This window comes from Pseudoalteromonas sp. TB51, from assembly GCF_000498055.1.
In the GTDB taxonomy this organism is placed as follows: Bacteria; Pseudomonadota; Gammaproteobacteria; order Enterobacterales; family Alteromonadaceae; genus Pseudoalteromonas; species Pseudoalteromonas atlantica.
The window spans coordinates 1-23,474 of record NZ_AUTO01000158.1; the positions used below are offsets into that span (position 1 = coordinate 1).

The 23,474-nt window shown below is 40.6% G+C and carries 23 protein-coding genes and 1 pseudogene; 2 read left to right on the plus strand and 22 right to left on the minus strand.

Annotated features, from left to right (window positions below; genetic code table 11):
* Positions 1 to 298 (minus strand): annotated as a pseudogene (locus L650_RS0108145) (collagen-like protein); the annotation flags it as partial.
* Positions 299 to 384: 86 nt separating this feature from the next.
* Entirely contained in the window at positions 385 to 1,596 is a 1,212-nt protein-coding gene (locus L650_RS0108150) for an acyltransferase family protein (RefSeq protein ID WP_029772807.1), read from the minus strand.
* A gap of 141 nt (positions 1,597 to 1,737) precedes the next feature.
* Here L650_RS0108150 and L650_RS0108155 point away from each other — a divergent pair, with 141 nt between their 5' ends.
* Positions 1,738 to 2,580, plus strand: a complete 843-nt coding sequence (locus L650_RS0108155; RefSeq protein WP_029772808.1) for a LytR/AlgR family response regulator transcription factor — start codon at positions 1,738 to 1,740, stop codon at positions 2,578 to 2,580.
* 28 nt (positions 2,581 to 2,608) lie between these two features.
* On the opposite strand, the gene glmU is transcribed toward L650_RS0108155, so the two are convergent.
* From glmU to rpmH, 20 genes are all read right to left on the minus strand, one after another.
* Positions 2,609 to 3,967, minus strand: coding sequence for a bifunctional UDP-N-acetylglucosamine diphosphorylase/glucosamine-1-phosphate N-acetyltransferase GlmU (gene glmU, locus L650_RS0108160; RefSeq protein ID WP_029772809.1), 1,359 nt, complete (start codon positions 3,965 to 3,967; stop codon positions 2,609 to 2,611).
* 248 nt (positions 3,968 to 4,215) lie between these two features.
* Entirely contained in the window at positions 4,216 to 4,638 is a 423-nt protein-coding gene (locus L650_RS0108165) for a F0F1 ATP synthase subunit epsilon (RefSeq protein WP_004588077.1), read from the minus strand.
* A gap of 13 nt (positions 4,639 to 4,651) precedes the next feature.
* Positions 4,652 to 6,037 carry a F0F1 ATP synthase subunit beta gene (gene atpD, locus L650_RS0108170; protein WP_004588076.1) on the minus strand — a complete coding sequence of 462 codons (1,386 nt, stop codon included), beginning with the start codon at positions 6,035 to 6,037 and terminating at the stop codon, positions 4,652 to 4,654.
* 33 nt (positions 6,038 to 6,070) lie between these two features.
* Positions 6,071 to 6,931 carry a F0F1 ATP synthase subunit gamma gene (atpG, locus tag L650_RS0108175; RefSeq protein ID WP_004588075.1) on the minus strand — a complete coding sequence of 287 codons (861 nt, stop codon included), beginning with the start codon at positions 6,929 to 6,931 and terminating at the stop codon, positions 6,071 to 6,073.
* 60 nt (positions 6,932 to 6,991) lie between these two features.
* The gene (atpA, locus tag L650_RS0108180) at positions 6,992 to 8,533 is read right to left on the minus strand and encodes a F0F1 ATP synthase subunit alpha (RefSeq protein ID WP_004588074.1); all 1,542 of its coding nucleotides are present in this window, start codon (positions 8,531 to 8,533) and stop codon (positions 6,992 to 6,994) included.
* Positions 8,534 to 8,547: 14 nt separating this feature from the next.
* A complete protein-coding gene (gene atpH / locus L650_RS0108185; RefSeq protein ID WP_004588073.1) occupies positions 8,548 to 9,081 on the minus strand; it encodes a F0F1 ATP synthase subunit delta in 534 nt (177 codons plus the stop codon).
* A 16-nt stretch (positions 9,082 to 9,097) separates the two neighbouring features.
* Positions 9,098 to 9,568 carry a F0F1 ATP synthase subunit B gene (atpF, locus tag L650_RS0108190; protein ID WP_004588072.1) on the minus strand — a complete coding sequence of 157 codons (471 nt, stop codon included), beginning with the start codon at positions 9,566 to 9,568 and terminating at the stop codon, positions 9,098 to 9,100.
* A 42-nt stretch (positions 9,569 to 9,610) separates the two neighbouring features.
* Positions 9,611 to 9,844 (minus strand): F0F1 ATP synthase subunit C, encoded by a 234-nt coding sequence (atpE, locus tag L650_RS0108195; protein WP_004588071.1) that lies wholly within the window; start codon positions 9,842 to 9,844, stop codon positions 9,611 to 9,613.
* A gap of 51 nt (positions 9,845 to 9,895) precedes the next feature.
* Positions 9,896 to 10,753 (minus strand): F0F1 ATP synthase subunit A, encoded by an 858-nt coding sequence (gene atpB, locus L650_RS0108200; RefSeq protein WP_004588070.1) that lies wholly within the window; start codon positions 10,751 to 10,753, stop codon positions 9,896 to 9,898.
* A gap of 15 nt (positions 10,754 to 10,768) precedes the next feature.
* Entirely contained in the window at positions 10,769 to 11,149 is a 381-nt protein-coding gene (locus L650_RS0108205) for an ATP synthase subunit I (protein WP_024032126.1), read from the minus strand.
* 142 nt (positions 11,150 to 11,291) lie between these two features.
* Positions 11,292 to 12,218, minus strand: a complete 927-nt coding sequence (locus L650_RS0108210; RefSeq protein ID WP_004588068.1) for a ParB/RepB/Spo0J family partition protein — start codon at positions 12,216 to 12,218, stop codon at positions 11,292 to 11,294.
* A 20-nt stretch (positions 12,219 to 12,238) separates the two neighbouring features.
* A complete protein-coding gene (locus tag L650_RS0108215) occupies positions 12,239 to 13,024 on the minus strand; it encodes a ParA family protein (RefSeq protein ID WP_004588067.1) in 786 nt (261 codons plus the stop codon).
* 14 nt (positions 13,025 to 13,038) lie between these two features.
* Positions 13,039 to 13,659: a 16S rRNA (guanine(527)-N(7))-methyltransferase RsmG gene (rsmG, locus tag L650_RS0108220; protein ID WP_029772810.1), complete on the minus strand. Its 621-nt coding sequence runs from the start codon at positions 13,657 to 13,659 to the stop codon at positions 13,039 to 13,041.
* A 15-nt stretch (positions 13,660 to 13,674) separates the two neighbouring features.
* Positions 13,675 to 15,564 (minus strand): tRNA uridine-5-carboxymethylaminomethyl(34) synthesis enzyme MnmG, encoded by a 1,890-nt coding sequence (mnmG, locus tag L650_RS0108225; protein WP_029772811.1) that lies wholly within the window; start codon positions 15,562 to 15,564, stop codon positions 13,675 to 13,677.
* A gap of 426 nt (positions 15,565 to 15,990) precedes the next feature.
* Entirely contained in the window at positions 15,991 to 16,440 is a 450-nt protein-coding gene (gene mioC, locus L650_RS0108230) for an FMN-binding protein MioC (RefSeq protein WP_004588064.1), read from the minus strand.
* A 902-nt stretch (positions 16,441 to 17,342) separates the two neighbouring features.
* Positions 17,343 to 18,707: a tRNA uridine-5-carboxymethylaminomethyl(34) synthesis GTPase MnmE gene (gene mnmE / locus L650_RS0108240; RefSeq protein WP_029772812.1), complete on the minus strand. Its 1,365-nt coding sequence runs from the start codon at positions 18,705 to 18,707 to the stop codon at positions 17,343 to 17,345.
* A gap of 135 nt (positions 18,708 to 18,842) precedes the next feature.
* Positions 18,843 to 20,477 (minus strand): membrane protein insertase YidC, encoded by a 1,635-nt coding sequence (gene yidC, locus L650_RS0108245; RefSeq protein WP_024032130.1) that lies wholly within the window; start codon positions 20,475 to 20,477, stop codon positions 18,843 to 18,845.
* An 8-nt stretch (positions 20,478 to 20,485) separates the two neighbouring features.
* A complete protein-coding gene (gene yidD / locus L650_RS0108250; protein WP_004588061.1) occupies positions 20,486 to 20,761 on the minus strand; it encodes a membrane protein insertion efficiency factor YidD in 276 nt (91 codons plus the stop codon).
* Positions 20,762 to 20,886: 125 nt separating this feature from the next.
* Positions 20,887 to 21,312, minus strand: a complete 426-nt coding sequence (gene rnpA, locus L650_RS0108255; RefSeq protein ID WP_029772813.1) for a ribonuclease P protein component — start codon at positions 21,310 to 21,312, stop codon at positions 20,887 to 20,889.
* Between the two features lie 7 nt (positions 21,313 to 21,319).
* Positions 21,320 to 21,454 carry a 50S ribosomal protein L34 gene (gene rpmH / locus L650_RS0108260; protein WP_004335215.1) on the minus strand — a complete coding sequence of 45 codons (135 nt, stop codon included), beginning with the start codon at positions 21,452 to 21,454 and terminating at the stop codon, positions 21,320 to 21,322.
* A 616-nt stretch (positions 21,455 to 22,070) separates the two neighbouring features.
* On the opposite strand from rpmH, the gene dnaA reads away from it, so the two are divergent.
* The gene (gene dnaA, locus L650_RS0108265) at positions 22,071 to 23,462 is read left to right on the plus strand and encodes a chromosomal replication initiator protein DnaA (protein WP_004588059.1); all 1,392 of its coding nucleotides are present in this window, start codon (positions 22,071 to 22,073) and stop codon (positions 23,460 to 23,462) included.
* The last annotated feature ends 12 nt before the right edge of the window (positions 23,463 to 23,474 follow it).

Here is a 23,474-nt window from a genome sequence, read left to right on the forward strand (position 1 = left end):
GTATAATATTAACAACGGCTTCATCACCAGAGCTATTAATGGCGTATATCCACTTTTTAGATGCTTGATAAGCAACTATTTCGGCTGCACCTTCGGGGCTTTGGGCATTAAGTACAGCGCGGCCTACTAAACTTATATTTAACGCAGAGTTTGCATTAGTGCCGTTAGTACCATTTTGACCCGCTGTGCCTTGCTCCCCTTGGATACCTTGCGTGCCGTCTTGGCCGTCATCTCCATCTAGTGAGCAACCCGTTAATATTGATATGAGTGAAAGTGCTATAAGTGACCTTTTTAACATTGTTATTTTCCTTAGTGTGGTGTTGAGCAAAATAACAACACACAGGTATGACAAAGCTATGGCACTTTTAATAAAGCTTTTTTAACTTAAAAAACGAGTTTAAATGCTAAGGGGCACACAAGAATAAGGCTTACTGTATAACCTAATAATTTATAAGGCTTGATATAGCTATTTTGAGTTTTAACACCTATTAAGGGCCTTAAAATATCAATACGTGTCACTATTAACGTAATAACCGCGCAAATACACCATGTACCAATAACAACCAAGAGTGGTTCAATAAAAGAACCTACCTCTAAAGGCTGCAAAACAAAACATAGGATTATGAGTACACTTTGGTGCAATAAATAAAAAGGGAACACCCAGCTATTAAATGTTTTTAAGTAATTAGTTTTAAAGTTTAAAAAATGCTGTGCGAGTGCAAGCATGGTAAGCACTCCCAATACTCTTTGAATATTGTATATAGTAGTAAAAATATAACTAGGTAAATCAAATACGTTTTGGTAAGCCATTAATATGTATATACACAGCAGGGTAAAGCTTACACATAACACCCAAAAATAGTGTTTTAGGCTCGCCCAAAAATAATTGTGTTTGGCTAACAGAAACCCTATAAATAGAAATATAAAGCCGTTAGCCTCCCTTACAGCATCTCCTTCTAAGTAGTTATGTGTAAGCAACATGGCTATGACTAATAAGCTTACCAGTAATGGCAGCCTCACTTTACCTAACTTGGGTAAAGGCGTAAAAAAAGGGAGCTTCATGAATAGTGAAAATAAAATAATGATAAGCATGAACTGCCAAAGAGAGCGTAAATACCATAAATGATTTACATCTACGTGCGGCCATACCCCAGACTGGTAATTGGCAAACATCTCATTATTAATATCTAAAAATGCTAAGTAGAACTGCCAATACGTTATGTCTATTACGCTCTTTTGCGACATTTCTGCATACAACTGAAAGGGAACTATTAGCCATAACCCCACCAGCAAAGGTAGTAATATAAAAATAGAGCGATTTAAAACAAATAACGCATTTGATTTAACACCTCTCACTTTATCGAGCATAAAGCGAAGTGCTACTCCAGATATAAACCAAATCAGTAGCATTCTCCAAGGAGCAAACACCAATAAAAAATACTCTACGTAGTGAGATATATAAGTACTTTTAAAGTGAAAGCCCCAGTTTTCGCTGTACAACATGCCAATGTGATAAAAAATAAGTACAGCAAACGCAATGACTCTCAGCCAATCAAGAAAGTAATGACGGTTTGTTACGTGTAATTGTTTATTCATGCTAAAACCAATGTATGTCTATTGGTACTAGTAAGACTGAAACGACTCGCAAAAACTATTCATAAGTGCTTATATTACAGGCAATAGTGATAAACGGTGGTATTTAGGGATAAACTCACCACATAAATATAAGCACATACTATGAACCTACAACACTTTCAGCGTTTTCAAACCTTATACGCATCAGTATTACTGTGTGCTTACGTATTAATTAATAATACCGTAAATGCTACAACCCAAATTATGGAGGTAAAAAGATCAGGAGATTTACCATTTTTAATTTGGGAGCCATTTGTATGGGAGTATTCAAGCGCGCTAGGATCTTTGCTTATGTTTCCGGCTTTAATTTGGTTTTTGAATAACACACCTTTTAAATGGCATAAAATACCTGCTTCAATGGGTATGTATTTTGGCGCTTCAATTGTATTTAGCATGTTACATATTGCTATTATGGTAGGCAGTCGCAAGCTTGTATATTTAGCTTGGGGTCGCTCTTATGATTTTGGTTTGAGTTGGTTTGAATTAATATACGAATATCAAAAGGATGCTATAAGCTTTATATTTTTTATTGCGCTCATAAAAGTATATCAATATGTCGTTCAGCAATTAATTGGGGAGGCATCTTCTATAGAAGAAAGCGAGCAACAAGCCACACCCAGTCTAAACCGGTTGCTTGTAAAAAAGCATGGTAAAGAGTTTATTGTAAAAATAGATGATGTTGATTGGCTTGAATCATCGGGCAACTATGTAAACTTGTATATTGGCACATCTATTTACCCTTTAAGAACGACCCTTACAGCACTAAGTGAGCAACTAGAAGATAAAGGCTTTTGCAGAGTCCATCGCAGCCATGGCGTAAACCTTGATAGAATAGAGTCTATTACACCGCTACCTACTGGCGATAGTGAAATAAAACTAACTACAGGTAAGATGCTTAACTTATCTAGACGCTATAAAGAACAGTTTAAACTTCAACTGAAATAAAAAAGGCTACCTAAGTAGCCTTTTATAATTATTTTTTAACCGGGCGTTTCCAGCCCGTTAAATTACGCTGTTTAGAACGTGCTATTGCAAGCTGCTCATCTTCAACGGTACTGGTGATCACAGAGCCTGCACCTACAGTTGCTGTTGCACCAATGTTTACTGGGGCAACAAGCGATGAGTTAGAACCAATAAAGGCGTTATCACCAATAATGGTTTTTGCTTTATTAACTCCATCGTAGTTACAGGTAATAGTACCTGCGCCTATATTCACTTTTTCACCAATTTCAGCATCGCCTAAGTAACTTAAGTGGTTTGCTTTAGAGCCTTTACCTAAGCGGGTTTTTTTCATCTCTACGAAGTTACCAATGTGCGAGTCTTCTTCCATTACCGCACCAGGGCGCAGGCGAGCATATGGGCCTAGCGTACATTTAGCTGCTACGCTTGCATCTTCAATTAGAGTATTCGCTTTTATTACAACGTTATCGCCTATGGTACAGTTTTTAAGTACACAGTTAGGGCCTATTTGTACGTTATTGCCAAGGGTTACATTACCTTCAAAAATAACGTTTATATCAATTAATACGTCTTCGCCTGTTTTAACATTGCCACGTACATCAATACGGGCAGGGTCGGCTAGGGTGGCACCATTTAACATTAACTCTTCTGCTTGCCATGCTTGATAAGCACACTCTAGGCCTGCAAGTTGTACGCGGTTGTTTGCGCCTTCAACTTCCATTGCATGATCGGGCTGTGCTGAGGTGATTTCTACACCTTCACTGTGCGCCATAGCAACAATATCTGTAAGGTAGTATTCGCCTTGCGCATTATTGTTAGATAGATTGCCTAACCATGTTTTTAAAAGCTTGCCGTTAACCGCCATAATGCCGGTGTTTACTTCGCTGATAAGTAGCTGCTCAGCGCTTGCATCTTTTTGCTCAATAATACCTACAAGCTTGCCATCTTCTCGTAGCATACGGCCATAGCCATTTGGGTTAGCCAAGGTTACTGTGAGTACTGCTAAACCATTTTCAGGGGTTGCAGCTAATAAGCGCTCAAGAGTTGACTGTTTTGTAAGGGGTACATCGCCGTATAAAACAAGTACAGTGTCGTCATCATTAATATGAGGGCTTGCTTGTGCTACTGCGTGGCCAGTACCAAGTTGTTCTGCTTGCAGTACCCAGTTTACGTCATTATCGGCAAGTTGTTGTTGTAATAGTTCGCCGCCATGCCCGTAAACTAAATTAGTGGTGGTTGCACCAAGTGCCTTTGCGTTATCTATAACATGCTGCACCATAGGTTTACCTGCCACTTTATGCAGTACTTTTGGTAGAGCAGAGCGCATACGAGTACCTTTACCCGCAGCAAGAATTACTGTTGTTAGAGCCATTAAAACAATTTCCTTTTTCCGTTGTTTTAGTGAGGAGTTAATGAAAGTAGCTTAACTAGATTACGCATGTCACTCCATGTATACATACTCAGCCGTATTATAAAAAATTATGACTGAATCTATGATAAACAAACTATTCATAATAATTACACTTATTGTAACCAGCTTTGCTAACCGATATAAGTGCAAAGCCAAAATACAGGCACAAAAAAGCCCACATAATGTGGGCTTTTAAAAACCGGATAGGCTTACTTTTTACGTAATTGCTGAATTACGCGAAGTTGTGCAATAGCTTCTGCTAGTTGCATAGCTGCTTTTTGATAATCAAATTCAGCTGCTGACGCATTAGCCATTTGGCTTTCTGCGTCACGCTTAGCTTGCTCTGCGGCTTGCTCGTCTAGGTCTTCACCACGAACAGCTGTATCAGCAAGTACGGTTACTATGTTCGGTTGAACTTCTAGTGTACCGCCAGCAATATAGATCAGTTCTTCTTCACCATGTTGCTTAACTAAACGTACCATACCAGGTTTAAGGGCAGTTAGTAGTGGGGCGTGACCGGCATTAACACCAAGCTCACCTTCACTACCAGATACTTGAATCGATTCAACTAGACCAGAGAACAAGCTCTGCTCTGCGCTTACTACGTCAAGATGTACAGTCATAGCTGCCATACTACCCTCCTAATTACATGCTTTTAGCTTTTTCTTGAGCTTCTTCGATAGAGCCAACCATGTAGAACGCTTGCTCTGGAAGGTCATCAAATTCACCGCTTAGAATGCCTTTAAAGCCAGCAATTGTGTCTTTTAGTGAAACGTATTTACCTGGCGCACCTGTAAATACCTCTGCCACGAAGAATGGCTGAGATAGGAAACGCTGGATTTTACGTGCACGAGATACAAGTTGCTTATCTTCGTCAGAAAGCTCGTCCATACCTAGGATAGCAATGATGTCTTTAAGTTCTTTGTAACGCTGAAGAACTGTTTGAACGCCACGTGCTGTATCGTAGTGCTCTTGACCAATTACTAATGGGTCAAGTTGACGTGAAGATGAATCAAGTGGGTCTACCGCTGGGTAGATACCAAGTGATGCGATATCACGTGAAAGTACTACTGTTGCATCTAAGTGAGCAAAGGTAGTTGCTGGAGATGGATCCGTTAAATCATCCGCAGGTACGTATACCGCTTGGATTGATGTAATTGAACCTGTCTTCGTTGAAGCGATACGCTCTTGAAGTACACCCATTTCTTCAGCAAGTGTAGGCTGGTAACCTACCGCTGATGGCATACGACCAAGAAGTGCAGATACTTCTGTACCAGCAAGCGTGTAACGGTAGATGTTATCTACGAAGAAAAGTACATCGCGACCTTCGTCACGGAACTTCTCAGCCATAGTAAGACCAGTTAACGCTACGCGTAAACGGTTACCAGGAGGCTCGTTCATCTGACCGTATACAAGCGATACTTTATCAAGTACGTTTGAATCGTTCATCTCATGGTAGAAATCGTTACCCTCACGAGTACGCTCACCAACACCTGCGAATACTGAGTAGCCGCTGTGCTCGATTGCGATGTTACGGATAAGTTCCATCATGTTTACGGTTTTACCTACACCGGCACCACCGAATAAACCAACTTTACCACCTTTAGCAAATGGACATACAAGGTCGATTACCTTGATACCAGTTTCTAAAAGTTCTACTGAACTTGATTGCTCTTCGTATGAAGGCGCTGCACGGTGAATAGACATACGGTCTTCTTCGCCGATTGGGCCAGCTTCATCGATTGGCTCACCAAGTACGTTCATGATACGACCAAGCGTTGCTTTACCAACTGGAACTTGAATCGCTTCACCTGTATTTTCTACCGCTGCGCCACGACGTAAACCGTCAGTAGTACCTAGTGCGATAGTACGAACAACACCGCCACCTAGCTGTTGTTGAACTTCTAAAGTCAAACCAGCTAAATCGCCATCTGTTACTTTTAGCGCGTCATATACGGCTGGCACGTTGTCTTGAGAAAACTCAATATCCACAACGGCACCGATAATTTGGACGACCTTACCTAAACTCATGTCTATTCCTCTCGTTAATCTTTGCCTGAAGCATTAAACTGCGGCTGAACCAGAAACAATCTCACTAATTTCTTGTGTGATTGCCGCTTGGCGGGCCTTGTTATAAACAAGCTGTAACTCATCCATAAGGTCGCCGGCATTATCTGTTGCAGCTTTCATTGCAACCATACGGGCAGCCTGTTCAGAGGCAGCGTTCTCAACCACACCTTGGTATACCTGAGACTCAACAAAGCGTACAAGCAAAGACTCTAATATAGCGTCTGGGCCTGGCTCGTATAAGTAGTCCCATGTGTGGGCAGATACTTCTTCTTCAGCTTTTGGCAAAGGGAGTAACTGGTCAATTGTTGGTTCTTGCTTCATGGTATTAACGAAGTTGTTATATACCAGGAATAAACGGTCAATTTTACCTTCTGAGAATGCATCTAGCATAATTTTTACAGGACCAATTACGTCTTGTACTGAAGGCTTATCTCCAAGGCCTGCTTTTTTAGCAAGCACTTGACCGCCAAAACGTTGAAAGAAACTAGCAGCTTTGCTACCTAAAGTTGCAAACTCAGCGTCCACACCTTTTTCTTTCCACGCTTTGATGTCTAATGCAACTTTTTTAAACTCATTTGAGTTTAAGCCACCACATAGACCACGGTCTGTAGAGATAACAATATAACCAACTCGTTTTACTTCACGTTCTTCTAAGAACGGGTGAGTAAAATCAAGATTTGCTTGAGCAACACGACCAATTACTTTGCGTAATTTGTCAGCGTATGGACGGCTTGAAGCCACTCGTTCTTGCGCCTTTTTCATTTTAGACGCAGCAACCATTTCCATTGCGCTAGTGATCTTTTGAGTATTTTTAATACTCCCGATCTTGCTTTTAATCTCTTTTCCGCTGGCCATGACTCTCTCTCCGAATCAAGGTGTGCTTTAGTAAACTAAAGCGCACCATTAATAACTAAATTACCAAGTTTGCGTAGACTTGAACTTCTCAAGAAGTTCTTTAAGCTGCGCTTCGATCTCGGCGTTGTAGTTACCAGTTTCATTGATTTGAGCCACAAGCTCTGCGTATGTGCTACTTGCATAAGAAAGTAAAGCTGCTTCGAAATCCATAATTTTAGAGATTTCGATATCTTTAAGATAACCTTTCTCAGCTGCAAATAACGACAAAGACATTTCAGCAACAGACATTGGTGCGTACTGTTTCTGCTTCATTAGCTCTGTTACACGCTCACCATGCTCAAGTTGAGCACGAGTTGCATCATCAAGGTCAGACGCGAACTGCGAGAACGCAGCTAATTCACGGTACTGAGCTAGGGCTAGACGGATACCGCCACCTAGTTTCTTAACGATTTTAGTTTGTGCAGCACCACCAACACGCGATACCGAGATACCAGCATTTACTGCCGGACGGATACCTGAGTTGAATAAGTCAGTTTCTAAGAAGATCTGACCATCGGTGATAGAGATAACGTTTGTCGGTACGAACGCAGAAACGTCGCCGCCTTGAGTTTCAATGATTGGCAATGCCGTCAATGAACCAGTTTGTCCTTTCACTTCACCGTTAGTGAACTTTTCAACGTAATCAGCGTTTACACGCGATGCACGCTCTAAAAGACGCGAGTGAAGGTAGAATACGTCACCTGGGTATGCTTCACGACCTGGTGGACGCTTAAGTAGTAATGAGATTTGACGGTAAGCAACAGCTTGCTTAGATAAATCATCATATACGATTAATGCGTTTTCACCACGGTCACGGAAGTATTCACCCATAGTACAGCCCGAGAACGGTGCTAAGTACTGAAGTGCCGCAGACTCAGAAGCAGATGCTACAACTACGATAGTATTTGCAAGTGCACCGTGCTCTTCTAATTTACGTACTACGTTAGCAATAGTAGATGCTTTTTGGCCAACCGCTACGTACACACACTTAACGCCTGTGTTCTTTTGGTTGATGATTGCATCGATTGCTAGTGCAGTTTTACCTGTTTGGCGGTCACCGATTACAAGCTCACGCTGACCACGACCAACTGGAATCATCGCATCAATAGATTTGTAACCAGTTTGAACTGGCTCATCTACAGATTGACGCTCGATTACACCTGGTGCAATTTTTTCTACAGGTTCAAAACCGTCGTTATCTAAAGCGCCTTTACCGTCGATAGGAGCACCTAGTGTGTTTACAACACGACCAAGTAAGCCAGCACCAACAGGAACTTCTAAGATACGACCAGTTGTGTATACTTTTACGCCTTCAGTAAGGTCAGCGTAAGGACCCATAACTACTGCACCAATTGAGTCACGCTCAAGGTTTAGTGCGATAGCATAACGGTTGCCTGGAAGCTCAATCATCTCACCTTGCATACAGTCAGCTAGACCGTGGATGCGGATGATACCGTCAGTAACAGATACGATAGTACCTTCGTTACGAGCTTCACTTACAACTTCGAACTGCTCAATACGTTGTTTGATCAGATCTGAAATTTCAGTGGAATTAAGTTGCATGCTCTTTTTCCCAATTACGATTGTAGTGTTGTGGCTAAGCGGTTTAATTTACCGCGTACTGAGCCGTCGATTACAGTGTCACCCGCCTTAATAATAAGGCCGCCAACAACTGCAGCGTCTTCACTACAATTCAGCTTAACTTTGCGTGCGAAACGTTTTTCAAGTGTCGCTACCAATGACTCTTGCTGCGCTGCAGCAAGAGGGGTTGCCGAAATCACATCTACGTCGATTTCTTTGTCATACTCTGCTTTAAACGCAGCGAATAACTGAGCAACCTCAGGCAGTGCAATCAAACGTCCATTTTCAGCCATCACCTTAACTAGGTTCTGACCTTGTTCGTTGAGCTGCTCAGCACATAAGTTAATAAATAACTCAGCTTGTGCAGTAGCAGTAGGCAATCCAGCTAGAATGGCTGATGCTTGTTCATTGCTGGCAACTTCGCCTGCAAAAAACAACATGTCATTCCAGCTTTCAATCGTGCCTTTTTCAACGGCAAGTTCAAAAGCCGCTTTAGCGTATGGGCGAGCGATAGTAGTCAATTCAGACATGCTCATACCCTCCTAATTACAGCTCAGCGACAAGTTTTTCAACGATGTCACTATGTGCGGCTTGATTGATTTCACGCTCTAAAATTCTTTCAGCGCCAACCACTGCCAGAGTTGCTACTTGCTTACGTAGCTCTTCTGTTACACGGTTACGCTCTGATTCAATTTCAGAGTGCCCTTGAGCAATAATTTTTTCACGCTCTTCTTGTCCACGAACAGTTTCTTCGTCAACAATAAGCACGGCACGCTTTTTAGCTTGTTCAATGATATCAGCCGCTTGAGCTTTTGCATCTTTAAGCTGTTCTGCAGCTTTTTGTTGCGCAAGTTCTAAGTCTTTTTCGGCTCTATCAGAGGCAGCTAAACCATCTTCAATTTTCTTCTGGCGAGACTCAATTGCATCATTAAGTGGTGGCCATACATATTTCATACAAAATAGTACAAACACCGTAAACGCAATTAATTCACCGATAAGAGTGGCTGTTATGTTCACGACCGCTCCTCCTTAAAATAGTAAGCTGTTCAAAAAATAAAATTAAAGTACGAACAGGATTACCATTGCGATACCAACACCGATCATTGCTACCGCATCGATTAGACCAGCTAGGATGAACATCTTAACTTGTAATGAAGGTGCAAGTTCAGGCTGACGCGCACATGCTTCTAGGAATTTACCACCCATGTTACCGAAGCCGATAGCAGTACCGATTGCACCGAAGCCGATAAGTAAAGCAACTGCGATGTACTTAAGACCTAATACTAGTTCCATTTTTTTCTCCAAAGTTTCAATTGTTAAAGTTAAATATAAAAAGTGTATAAATTAGTGATTGTCTGAACTTGCCATGCTTAGGTAAACAATGGTTAGCATCATAAATACGAATGCTTGTAACACGATTACTAAGATATGGAATACAGCCCAAACAAAGTGCAACGGAAGTTGCATTAAACCAACTGCGCCGATAAGTATGAATATCAATTCACCAGCGTATAAGTTACCGAATAAACGCAGTGCTAACGAGAAAGGCTTAGACACTAGAGCGATTGTTTCTAGTAATAAATTACAAGGAATTAAGAAAATCATAGCCACTTTGCTATTAGAGCTAAACGGGTGAAGTGTAAGCTCTTTAATGAAGCCACCAACCCCTTTAATTTTAATAGAGTAACCAATCATCAGAATAAACACACCCAATGCTAATGCAGCGGTTAAGTTTATGTCTGTGGTAGGTACAATTTTCATGTAAACGTCGTGTGAGTCCATGCCAAAGGCTTGTTCACCAACAAAACCAGCAAGTGCAGGTAAGAAATCAACTGGGATTAAATCCATTAAGTTCATTAAGAACACCCAAACAAAAATTGTTAAGGCTAATGGAGCAATTAATTTGCTTTTACCGTGGTAAGTGTCACGTACGTTGTCACCAACGAACTCAACAATCATTTCAATAAAACATTGAAATTTACCCGGTACTCCGGTGTGAGCTTTCTTTGCGGCGCTTCGGAAGGTCCATAAAAATAATAGACCAAGTCCGATTGACCATGCGAGGGTATCTATATTCCATGTCCAGAAACCACTGTCTGCACACGCTTTGTTGAAGGCAAGACCTGAGTCGGTCATACACATCTTAGCGTTTGTTAAGTGATGCTGGATATGGCTTGATATAGTAACTTCTTCTGCAGCCATGTTATATCCCAAAAGTTAATGTTTAAAAAAAACGGGTGCAAACAATCCAGTAAAGAGCACAAATACGTAAACACAAAAAAACGGCACTAAAACGACCGTGGTTGACTTGAGTATCAGTGCAAACAATACGATTGTTAGCATAAATTTTAATCCGTTACCGCGTTTTAACGAGGTATACGCTTGATTTGCTTTGCTTGCACCCATATATCTGAATGCATAAAGCGCAAATACTAGGTGGGGAAGTATTGCTACGCTGCTACCGGCAAGTGCTGATACGCTGGCGTTTACTCCCCAACCAACAAAAATAATTACTGCAGCTACAAGTGCTACGATACCCTGAAGACAAATTAATTTAAATGCGGCAAGCCTATAAGGTCTTGCTAACTTATTAGTCACGTTTAGTTAACCTTTATGGCGTTCTAATTGTTAGGGTGTGAAAACTGGCGAAATTATACTTAATCCTACCAGTTTTGCAACTTGAGTAGACGCTTTGTAACACAAAATAGCTACAAATGTCTCTTATCGGACATGTAAAATTTTAATGGTCGGTATTGCTGTGATTTATACGATTTAAAATGCCATCAAGCTCATCTAAATTGGTGTAAGAAATAACCAACTTACCTTTGCCTTTCGCGTTATAATTTATTTCTACTTTAGCCCCTAAGTTGTCGGCTAATTTTTGCTCTAAACGCTTAACATCTGGGTCTTTTTCTGGTGCTTCTTTAGCAGCAACCGGCTCTAAAATTGAGCGTACTAACTTTTCGGTTTCGCGAACAGTTAGCGCTTTAGCTACGGCTAATCTTGCAGCGTCAGATTGTGCTTCACCTTCAAGTGCTAATAAACAGCGTGCGTGGCCCATTTCTATGTCGCCATGCTCTAACAGAATTTTAACATCACTATTTAAATTGTTTAATCGTAGTAAATTGGTCACGGTAGTGCGCGATTTACCCACCGCATCGGCAACTTGCTGGTGCGTTAATTCAAATTCATTCAATAATCTGTTTAAAGCGATAGCTTCTTCCATTGCGTTTAAATCTTCACGTTGAATATTTTCTATCAGCGCAATAGCAACGGCGGCTTCATCTGGCACATCTTTTACAATACAAGGTACGCTTTCAAGCTTTGCTATTTGTGCAGCACGCCAACGGCGCTCACCGGCTATTATTTCAAAGCTATTTTCTGCAACTGGGCGCACCACAATTGGCTGAATAATGCCTTGAGAGCGGATAGAGCTTGCTAACTCCTCAAGCGCTTCTTCAGACATATCTTTACGAGGCTGGTATTTTCCTGAGTGTAAAAACTCAATAGGCAGCTTTTGCAATTCATTCGCAACGGGCTGTGCTGCAGTTTGTACAGCTTCAGTCACATTTACTGTGTCTTGTTCCTTGCTTGAGCTCGGCGCTGGTTTTGATGAACTTAAAAGGGCATCGAGTCCTCGGCCTAAACCTCGTTTTTTAGCAGACATGTTATTTTTTTACCTTAAAGTTAGGCGACTACCGGCGCTGTTTTTTCTTTTCTGCGTAGCATTTCGCCCGCAAGTGCTAAGTAGGCTTTTGCGCCACTTGATGCGCGGTCGTAGTACATTGCTGGTGCACCAAAACTAGGTGCCTCGGCAAGACGCACATTACGTGGGATCACGGTGCGGTATACTTTATCGCCAAAATGTTGTTTTAATTGTTCTGATACATCATTTGCTAATCGATTGCGCGGATCGTACATAGTACGAAGAATGCCTTCAATTTGTAAGTTAGGGTTAACTAACTTTGCAAGTTGCGTAATAGTGTCCATTAATGCGGTTAACCCTTCAAGCGCATAATATTCACATTGCATTGGTACTAAAATAGAATCAGCAGCAGCCATGGCGTTTACTGTTAACATATTTAGTGAAGGCGGGCAGTCGATAAAAATAAATTCGTATTTATCTTGTATTTTTTCAAGCGCATTACGAAGACGTACTTCGCGTGCAAACAATTCCATTAACTTTACTTCGGCTGCGGTTACATCGCCGTTGGCCGCTATCATATGATACTCACCCGAGGTTTCAGTGATTATCACTTCATCCATAGGCTTTTCTTCAATGAGTAAATCGTAAATGGTGGCGACATCGCCGTATTTGTCTACACCGCTACCCATCGTAGCGTTGCCTTGGGGGTCGAGATCTATTAACAGCACTTTACGCTTCGTTGCAGCCATAGATGCAGCGAGATTAACAGCCGTTGTTGTTTTACCAACGCCGCCTTTTTGATTTGCTAATGCGATGACTTTTGCCACTATGTCTCTGATCCCTAGTCTTTAGAAAGAATAATTAAATGTCGTTGTGCATCAAGCTCAGGCACTACTAGCGAGATTTTATCTTCAAATTTTACACCCTCAGGAAGCGATTCTAGCTCTTCACTAGGAAACACACCTTTAAGCGCTATAAATTTGCCTGAGTGATCAATTAAGTGTGAACACCAATCAACCATATCTTGCAGTGAAGCAAACGCACGACTTAGTACGCCATCTAATTTAACACTTGGTTGATATTCTTCAACTCTTGACTGCACAGGGGTGACATTATTTAGCCCGAGCTCGTGTTTAACTTGCATTAAAAAGCGAACGCGTTTGCCTAAGCTATCAAGCAATACAAATTGCGTATCAGGTAGTGCAATAGCTAATACAATACCTGGTAAGCCAGGACCTGTGCCTACATCAATATAATGATGACCGGGTAAATGAGGTGCAACAACTAAGCTATCCATAATGTGCTTAATCATCATTTCTTCTGGTAAGCGTACAGACGTTAAATTATACGCTTTGTTCCATTTGTTTAGTAACTCAACGTATTTAACTAATTGCTGTTGTTGTTTTTCGGTTAGCGCAATATCAGTTTGCGCTAACAATGTTGTTAATTGTTGCTTTAACACAGTTTACCTTTACCATTACGCAGTTTTGCGTAATAAGCCTTGCTTCTTCAGATACACTAATAATAGCGAAATCGCCGCTGGGGTGATACCAGAAATACGAGAAGCTTGGCCAATAGTGTCTGGACGCGCATCTGTTAACTTAGCAACTACCTCGTTTGATAAACCCGATACCGTTGAGTAATCGAACTCTTTAGGCAAAATGGTTTCTTCATGACGAAGCTGTTTATTGATCTCATCTTGCTGGCGCGCAATGTAGCCTGCGTATTTAGTATGGATCTCAACTTGTTCAAGTGCAGCTTGGTTTGTAAACTCAGATCCAAGCCCATCAATAGCCATTAAATCGTCGTAACGAATTTCTGGACGACGAAGTAGATCCTCTAAACTTGCTTCACGAGTAAGCGGTGTTTTTAATAAGGCGTTTACTTGATCAACCACAGCATGATCTTTATGGATCCAGGTTTCTTTAATACGCTGTTTCTCTTTTTCGATCACTTCCATTTTTTCGTTAAATGCCTGCCAGCGCTCATCGTTAACTAAACCAAGTTCACGGCCTTTTTCTGTTAAGCGAATATCAGCGTTATCTTCACGCAATAATAAACGGTATTCCGCACGGCTAGTAAACATACGGTACGGTTCTTTTGTACCAAGCGTCGCTAAGTCGTCTATTAGTACGCCCACATACGCTTCATCACGACGTGGAGTCCATGCATCTTTGCCTTGTACTTGTAAAGCGGCGTTCATGCCGGCAATTAAACCTTGTGAACCGGCTTCTTCGTAACCAGTAGTACCATTTATTTGGCCTGCAAAAAATAATCCGTCTATAAATTTGGTTTCTAATGACTGTTTTAAATCACGTGGGTCAAAGAAATCATATTCAATAGCATAACCAGGGCGACAAATATGTGCGTTTTCAAAACCATCTATCGATTGCACAATTTGTAACTGCACATCAAAAGGTAAGCTGGTTGAAATACCGTTTGGGTAAAGCTCGTACGATGTTAAACCTTCAGGCTCTACAAATATTTGGTGCTTGTCTTTATCAGCAAAGCGCACAATTTTATCTTCTATTGAAGGGCAGTAACGTGGTCCTATACCTTCAATTACGCCAGAGTACATAGGCGAGCGATGTAAATTGTTACGAATAACCTCATGGGTTTTTTCGTTTGTGTAGGTGATATAGCATGGTATTTGCTGTGGGTGATCGCTTTGTTTACCAATAAACGAAAATACCGGTGTAGGCGCATCACCTGGTTGTTCTTGCATCTTGCTAAAATCAACTGTACGGGCATCAATACGTGGTGGAGTACCTGTTTTTAAACGGTCTACTCTAAAAGGTAATTCACGTAAACGATCAGCAAGTGCAATTGAAGGGGGATCGCCTGCACGACCACCTTTAAAATTCTCTAAACCAATATGTATTTGGCCACCTAAGAAAGTACCTACGGTTAATACAACACTAGGTGCGCTAAAACGTAATCCCATTTGGGTTACTACGCCAACAACTTTGTCGTTTTCAACGATAAGATCATCACACGATTGTTGAAATATTTTTAGGTTTTCTTGGTTTTGTAATGTGTTTTGAATTGCAGCTTTGTACAAAGCGCGATCAGCTTGTGCTCGAGTTGCACGAACAGCAGGTCCCTTTGAAGAATTTAAGGTACGAAATTGAATACCGCCTTTATCAATAGCTTGTGCCATGGCACCGCCTAGCGCATCAATTTCTTTAACCAAATGGCCTTTGCCTATGCCACCAATTGCAGGGTTGCAAGACATTTGACCAAGTGTATCCATATTATGAGTTAGCAGCAGGGTATTCATCCCCATACGTGCAGCAGCCAATGAGGCTTCAGTGCCTGCATGTCCACCACCTACTACGATAACGTCAAACTTTTCGTGAAAAATCATTAATGGGATCCTACTTAATCAAACCAGTAAACTTCAAAAGGGAGCGTATTCTACCTAGAAATTAGCAGAAGATAAATGATTAAACAGTGGGCAAGATCTAAGTCACTGATCACTTATAATATAAAGGATCTTTTAAAGAGATCTTTTAATACTATTACTACTAGTGATCGGGTTTTCTGTTGATAAGCTCTATTTATTCATTTAAAACATAAAATTAGATCAGATCTAAAGGTGTTAATATGATCGGATCATCAGGCAAATAAGCTCTGATCAAAAAGGGGGTTTATACACAGCCCAATATCGATTGGATCTTATCCCATGGATAAGCATGCTTAAAAACGCAGTTTGATCAGCGGTTATCCACAAAAGCTATTAAATTATTAGTAAATTGTGGGTAACTTTGTTTATGCATTTTAATCGATCACATTACTTTAATTGTGTTTTCTCTATCCACGAATCTAACCACTCTAGGGCGGTATCTTCGGGTAATGCCTCATCAAGAATATTTAATTCAAGCCTTGGCGCTATGCATGTTGCGCCTTTGCTTGCCATTAAACTATTTATATTACGCCCAGCAAGGTTATAGGTGTCGTAGCTGGTATCGCCTAAACCAATGACTGAATATTTAATTGCAGATAAGTCACTTTGCTGATTTAGCTGCTCAATAAATGGTAAAAGGTTGTCGGGGTAATCGCCCGCGCCATAGGTCGATGTGCATATAAGCCAGATTGTATTGTGTTGATCAATATCAGATAAATTAGGTTGATCATGTAGTTCAGCACTTATACCTTGGTTATTTAACTCATCACATAGTTGTTCTGCTACATATTCTGCAGATCCCATTTGACTACCAACGATTATATTTACAGAACTCATATTTAAACTGATCACACATTACTTATTTGCCCGCTATGATAACTGAGTTAGCCTTGCAGTAAAGAAAACCTTTGTAATTTTGTATAACTATTTTTGAGTTGTTTTTACTCTTTGTTGTAATCGCTTATATAAGTTATTGAATATAAATGAATTAACAAAAACTATTTAAATGTAATCTTCTGATCAAGTTGTTGATAAGGTTGGGGAAAGCTCTGCTTAACTAGTATGTTTTGTAGATCTAAATAAAACTAAGTCATTGATTTTTTATTATAAGTGAGGCCACCAGCCCACGTTTTTATATAGCTAAGCTGTTGTTGATCATAATGTGGATAGTAATCTTGTTGATAACTTAAAAAGGCGATCAAAAATAATTTTTAAAAACGATCCGATTAAGCAGATCTGCCCTAAAAAAGTGAAAATAAGTGTAATAAACCACGCTTTTTTATAGATCGTGACGGTTTAAGCTTATAAATGTGCCGCTATTTTTGTTTTATTAGCCATAAAGTAGGCGATTGTGGATAACCTTTTTTAATTAGTCTTATTATTTTTCAAGTTCAGCGAGGAGTTTTGCTGGTGGATCGATTAAAAACGAGGGCGTTGGCTTTGATAGTACCGGTTACTTTTGCTTATAAATTCATAAACTGTAGTTAAAACGATCTACTTAAGGATACTTTTTAGCGGTATATTGGTACTTTTTTAAGCTATATAGAGCGCCAATTACGCGCTTAACGTGGTGTATTTTTATACCGTAAGAGATTAAAGAGGTGAGTTGAATACGCTAAAATCAGGCGCGTTTTTATTTAATTTTAGCCCCATTTTAGCTTTTTAAATTTTTATACCGGGCATAAAAAAGGGCACTAATGTGCCCTAAAGTAAGTGTTATTTTATGCTGCTTTAGCGAGTTATTTACCAATACAGAACGAGCTAAATATTTTGCCTAGCAGGTCGTCTGAGGTAAATTCACCGGTTATTTCGTTTAAGTACTGCTGCGTTAAGCGTAGCTCTTCGGCTAATATTTCGCCGGCTACGTGCATTTCTAACTGCGTTTTACCAGTATCTAAGTGATAGGCCGCATGTTCAAGTGCATCTAAATGGCGGCGACGCGCCATAAATCCACCTTCTGTTGCGCCCTGAAAGCCAATACAGGCTTTTAAGTGGTCGCGTACAAGCTCAATACCTTGCGCATTTTTAGCGCTTAAACTAATTACTGGGTATTGTTGGTTTTCATCCATACCTACTGCATCGCCCGATAAATCGGCTTTATTTCTGATAACGGTAACACCCATACCTTGCGGTAATTTTGCCATAAACTCAGGCCAAATTGCGTGTGGGTCGGTGTCGGTGGTGTCGGTGCCATCAAGCATAAACAACACGCGATCAGCTTGATTTATTTCATCCCACGCGCGCTCTATACCTATTTGTTCGACGCGGTCTGGGCTTTCACGTAGGCCTGCGGTATCGATAATATGCAGTGGCATACCATCAATATGAATGTGCTCACGTAGTACGTCGCGAGTAGTACCGGCTATTTCGGTTACTATGGCGGCTTCGCGGCCTGCTAGGGCATTAAGTAGGCTTGATTTACCCGCATTAGGGCGCCCTGCGATAACAACGCGCATACCTTCGCGCATAATACTGCCTTGCTTAGCTTGGCTCGTTACTGTGTGTAATTGACTGATAATGGCATCTAAATCGCCCGACACTTTGCCATCGGATAAAAAGTCAATTTCCTCATCAGGGAAGTCAATGGCTGCCTCTACATACATACGTAAATGAATAACTTTTTCTACTAGGGTTTCAATGTATTTAGAAAACTCACCTTGTAGCGACTGTAGGGCGCTTTTAGCTGCTTGCTCTGAGGTTGCATTAATTAAATCGCTAATAGCCTCTGCTTGGGTTAAATCAAGCTTGTCGTTCATAAAGGCGCGCTCAGAAAACTCACCAGGCTTAGCTAAGCGAACGCCTTCTATTTGGCTAATTTCTTTTAATAGCATGTCGAGTACAACTGGGCCGCCGTGACCTTGCAGTTCAAGTACGTCTTCGCCGGTAAATGAATTTGGCCCTGCAAAATAAATAGCGATGCCTTGGTCGAGTTGCTCGCCGCTTAAACTTTTAAAAGGAACGTAGTCGGCATAGCGAAGCTTAGGTACTTTACCTATTATTTTTTCGGCCACGCTTTTAGCAAGGCTGCCAGAAACCCGAATTATACCTACGCCACCACGCCCAGGAGCGGTCGCTTGTGCTGCAATTGTGTCTTGATTGATCATGCTATTTATTTGCCAACGAGAGTAACTTTAATGGCGCTATTGTAACCTATGCATTTATTGGTAGCGAATAGCTGTGGTAAAAAATAGGCAATAAAAAAGGCGACCTAAGTCGCCTTTATATGAGTAGCCGTTAAGCTAGCCTCTTACTTTTATACCTTGCTTTTCCATGCCACGGTAGATGATAAGCATCTGGACAATAGAAATAAGGTTAGACACTAACCAGTAAAGTACTAAACCAGATGGGAACCATAAGAAGAATACAGAGAAGATAACCGGCATAAAGGTCATCATTTTTTGCTGCATTGGATCGGTAACCGTCATTGGTTGTAGTTTTTGCGTCACAAACATACTTGCACCAAATAATATTGGTAATACGTAGTATGGGTCTTTTGTAGAAAGGTCTGTTAGCCAAAGAATGAACTCTGCATGGCGCAGCTCTGTCGATTCTAAGAATACGTAAAATAGCGCTAAGAAAATTGGCATTTGTAGCAAAATAGGGAAACAGCCACCCATAGGGTTAACTTTTTCTTTTTTGTACATTTCCATAGTAGCTTGGCCGAACTTTTGACGGTCATCACCATATTTTTCTTTTAGGGCAGCCATTTTTGGCTGAAGGGCACGCATTTTAGCCATTGACGTGTATTGCGCTTTAGTCAGTGGGTACATTAACGATTTAACGATAATAGTGATGGCAATAATAGCGACACCCCAGTTACCTAAAATGCTGTGTAACCATTTAAGAAGTACAAATAAAGGCTGCGAAATAAACCATAACCAACCGTAATCTACAGTTAAGTCTAAATCTGGGTGAATCGCTTCAAGAATATCTGACTCTTTAGGACCCATGTAGTAAGTCGCATTAAGAGTTTGCTCGCTGCCGGCTTGTACATTTATAGGCGCTGCTTTTGTACCAATAATAGCGGCATTACTTTTAGTAATTAAGCTGTAAAGCGTGTGTGTTTCGTCTTGCTTAGGTACCCATGCACTTACAAAGTAATGCTGAATAAATGCAACGTAACCGCCTTGGGTGTTTTTATTTAGGTTTTTGTCAGCCATATCTGAAAAGCTGTATTTTTCGTACGACTCTTCATCAGTACCGTAAGCTGCACCTAAATAGTTTTGATCTACTAAGCTGCCTTTTTCTTGTACGGTACGCTTAATTTGCGTGTATAGCTGTACTTGCACTGGCGCACTTGTCGCATTATTTACTGTGTACTCTAGGCCTACATCGTATTGACCTTTTTTAAATACGTATGTTTTAGTGAAGCTAACGCCATTACTATCTACATAGGTAAGTGGTACACGTAGCTCATCACCGCTTAGCGTGTAGGCTTTTTGCGTTGCTTGGTAAGTAGGGCGACCATTCGCTGATGCGTCTGGGCCATTTAAACCAATTAAACCACTTTGTGAGAAGTATTGATTGCCATCAAACTCGCCTAGAAGCATAAATGGTGTTTCTTCACCTTTTACTTCTTCGTATTGGAGTAAGTCTGCTTCAACAATGTCACCGCCTTTGGTGTCTATTTTTACTTTGAAAACGTCAGTCGTAATGTCAATAACTGAACGCTTAGCAGCGGTAGCCGAAGCAGGTAAACCTGAATCTGACGATGACGGTATATAATCATCTGACTCTGGTGACGTTGTGTTTAGTGTTTGTGTAGTGGCACTAGGATCGGCTTTAGGAGTGTTGTAGTCATTATTCCATTCTTGAAATAATAAAAACGACACTAACATTAAACCGATTAATAAAAACGTGCGTTGCGATTCCATAACAGCTCTTATTTCTCGTGTTGGTGGTTAATACGGGTTAATTTTTCAGGAACGGGGTCTTCTCCGCCTGAATGTAAAGGATGGCATTTTAATATGCGTTTAAGTGCTAACCAACTCCCTTTTACAAATCCATGCAAATTAATTGCTTGAATAGCGTAATGAGAGCAGCTTGGATTAAAACGACAATGCGGGCCTAGTAGTGGGCTTATCCACATTTGATAACCGCGGATAAATAACACTAAACAACGCTTTGGAATAGCAACAAGTGGTTTAAGTAACCTCATGGTGTTTATACCCCTGCGTATATTTAGTGAATAGATACCATGTATTTAAAGGCTCAATTAGAGATTTTAAACGCATGATTAAAAGGTGAGCTAAAGATACCCTAATTAACCCTGCAATTCTATTGCTATCGGGTTTGTTTATTAGATTTAGCTGATTTGTTTGGGCGTTTTTTAAAAGGTGGTGGTTTAGGCGCACCAGGTTTGCAGCGTTCATTTATTTTACGCCACAGCTTTGTAAGTTGTTTGGTTATTTCTTCGTTAGACTGCTCATCAATACCACTTTTTACCATAAGCACAATATCGATATTATCGATGGTGTGTTGATTTAAACGAAAACTTTCGCGAGCGAGTCGTTTAATACGGTTTCGTTGGCATGCCTTTTTTACACGTTTTTTTGCAACAGTGAGTCCTAACCTAGGTTTATCTTGGTCATTAGGTTTAGCTAAAAGAGTAAATAAAGGAGTTGCAGCCCGAGCGGGTTCGTTAAATATGCGAGAGTAATGCGAGGGAGTTAACAGACGTAACTCCCTGCCAAAGCTAAAGTCTTCCACTTATATATTAAGCAGAAAGAACTTTGCGGCCTTTAGCGCGGCGACGTGCTAATACTTTACGGCCATTTACAGTTGCCATGCGAGCACGGAAGCCGTGTGCACGTTTGCGTTTTAAAACGCTAGGTTGAAAAGTTCTTTTCATAACAATCTCATCCGATCGGTTAAAGTTAAAACATCCTATGCAGGTCGCGATCCTGGCACAGGTGCCATTGCGAGCGCGAGATATTATAGATTAAGCACTTTAAAGTCAATCATAATTGCGCTGTAAACACCGTGTTTATTACATTTTTTGTACGCTGGCTTGATATTTATGGATTAATTTTAAAGCAAAATGGTCTGCTTTTACGCAAAAAGGCGAATTAATGGCCGAGACTGACTAAAAGAATGTGGATCGTAATAAAGTAGGGTGATCAACTAGGATCATCATAATTAAGAAGTTTTCCACAGCTGGTGTTTAAAAAGTGAATAAAAGCATGGGAAAACTCATTTAGATCGTAAAATTGGTTCGCGATCTCAGTGTGTTTTTGTTATGATCTGTTATCAGGCTTTAAAATAAAAGTCGCTATAAATCAGTCTGTTAAGATATTTATACACTGATATCAACAATTTTATAAAAATCAATCTTTTACTTGTGGATAAAGTGCCTTCATAATACCCGGTCTTGGGTCGGGTAGCTGGCCAATTGAACGCAATAAATGCATGATTTTTAATCATTATTGATGTGCGGGAATAAAAATTATACCTCTGGGAGTTTAACTGTGTATCTGTCGGTTTGGCAAAGTTGTTTATATGTATTGCAAGATGAGTTGCCTTCGCAACAATTCAGTATGTGGGTAAGACCACTACAAGCAGAAAGTACCGAAGATACCTTAACGATTTACGCACCTAATCGCTTTGTTCTTGATTGGGTAAGAGAAAAGTATTTAAACCGTATTAATGAGTTACTGGTAGAAATTTGTGGTGATGAAGCGCCCGAATTGCGTTTTGATGTAGGTAGTAAACCACTACTAAATACTCAAGCGGCGGCGCCAAGTGTTGAAGCCCCTGCATCACCTAGTTCACAGGCACCTGCTAAACAGCAACCTGTAGAACAAAAAGCAGCAGTAGAGCCTGCGCCTAAATCAGGCTATAAATCTAATATAAAAGATAACTATACCTTTGACAGCTTTGTTGAGGGTAAATCTAACCAGCTAGCAAAAGCGGCTGCAACACAAGTTGCAGATAACCCTGGCTCTGCCTTTAACCCAGTATTTATTTACGGTGGCACAGGCTTAGGTAAAACTCACTTATTACATGCAGTAGGTAATGGCATTATGGCTAACAAGCCCGATGCTAAAATTGTTTACATGCATTCTGAGCGTTTTGTGCAAGACATGGTAAAAGCACTACAAAATAATGCCATTGAAGAATTTAAACGTTATTACCGTAGTGTAGATGCGCTAATGATTGATGATATTCAATTTTTTGCTAATAAAGAGCGCTCACAAGAAGAATTTTTTCATACCTTTAATGCATTATTAGAAGGTAATCAGCAAATTATTTTAACCTCTGACCGCTACCCAAAAGAAATTGAGGGCGTAGAAGACAGGCTTAAATCACGATTTGGTTGGGGTTTAACGATTGCTATAGAGCCGCCAGAGCTTGAAACGCGCGTTGCCATTTTGATGAAAAAAGCGCAGCAGAGTAAAATTAATTTACCGCACGAAGTCGCTTTTTTTATCGCTAAAAAATTACGCTCAAACGTACGTGAATTAGAAGGTGCGCTTAACCGTGTAATAGCTAATGCTAATTTTACCGGGCGTCCAATTTCTATCGACTTTGTAAAAGAAGCGCTGCGCGATTTATTGGCACTACAAGATAAACTTGTCACTATAGACAACATACAGCGCACCGTGGCTGAGTATTACAGAATACGTGTGTCAGATCTGTTATCTAAGCGTCGCAGCCGCTCTATCGCGAGGCCGCGTCAGGTAGCTATGGCATTATCTAAAGAATTAACTAATCACAGCTTACCTGAGATTGGTGACGCATTTGGTGGACGTGACCACACCACGGTATTACATGCGTGTAGAAAGGTTAAATCACTTCGTGATGAAAGCCACGAAATAAAAGAAGATTATCAAAATTTAATAAGAACGTTGTCATCTTAGGGCTGACTTTAT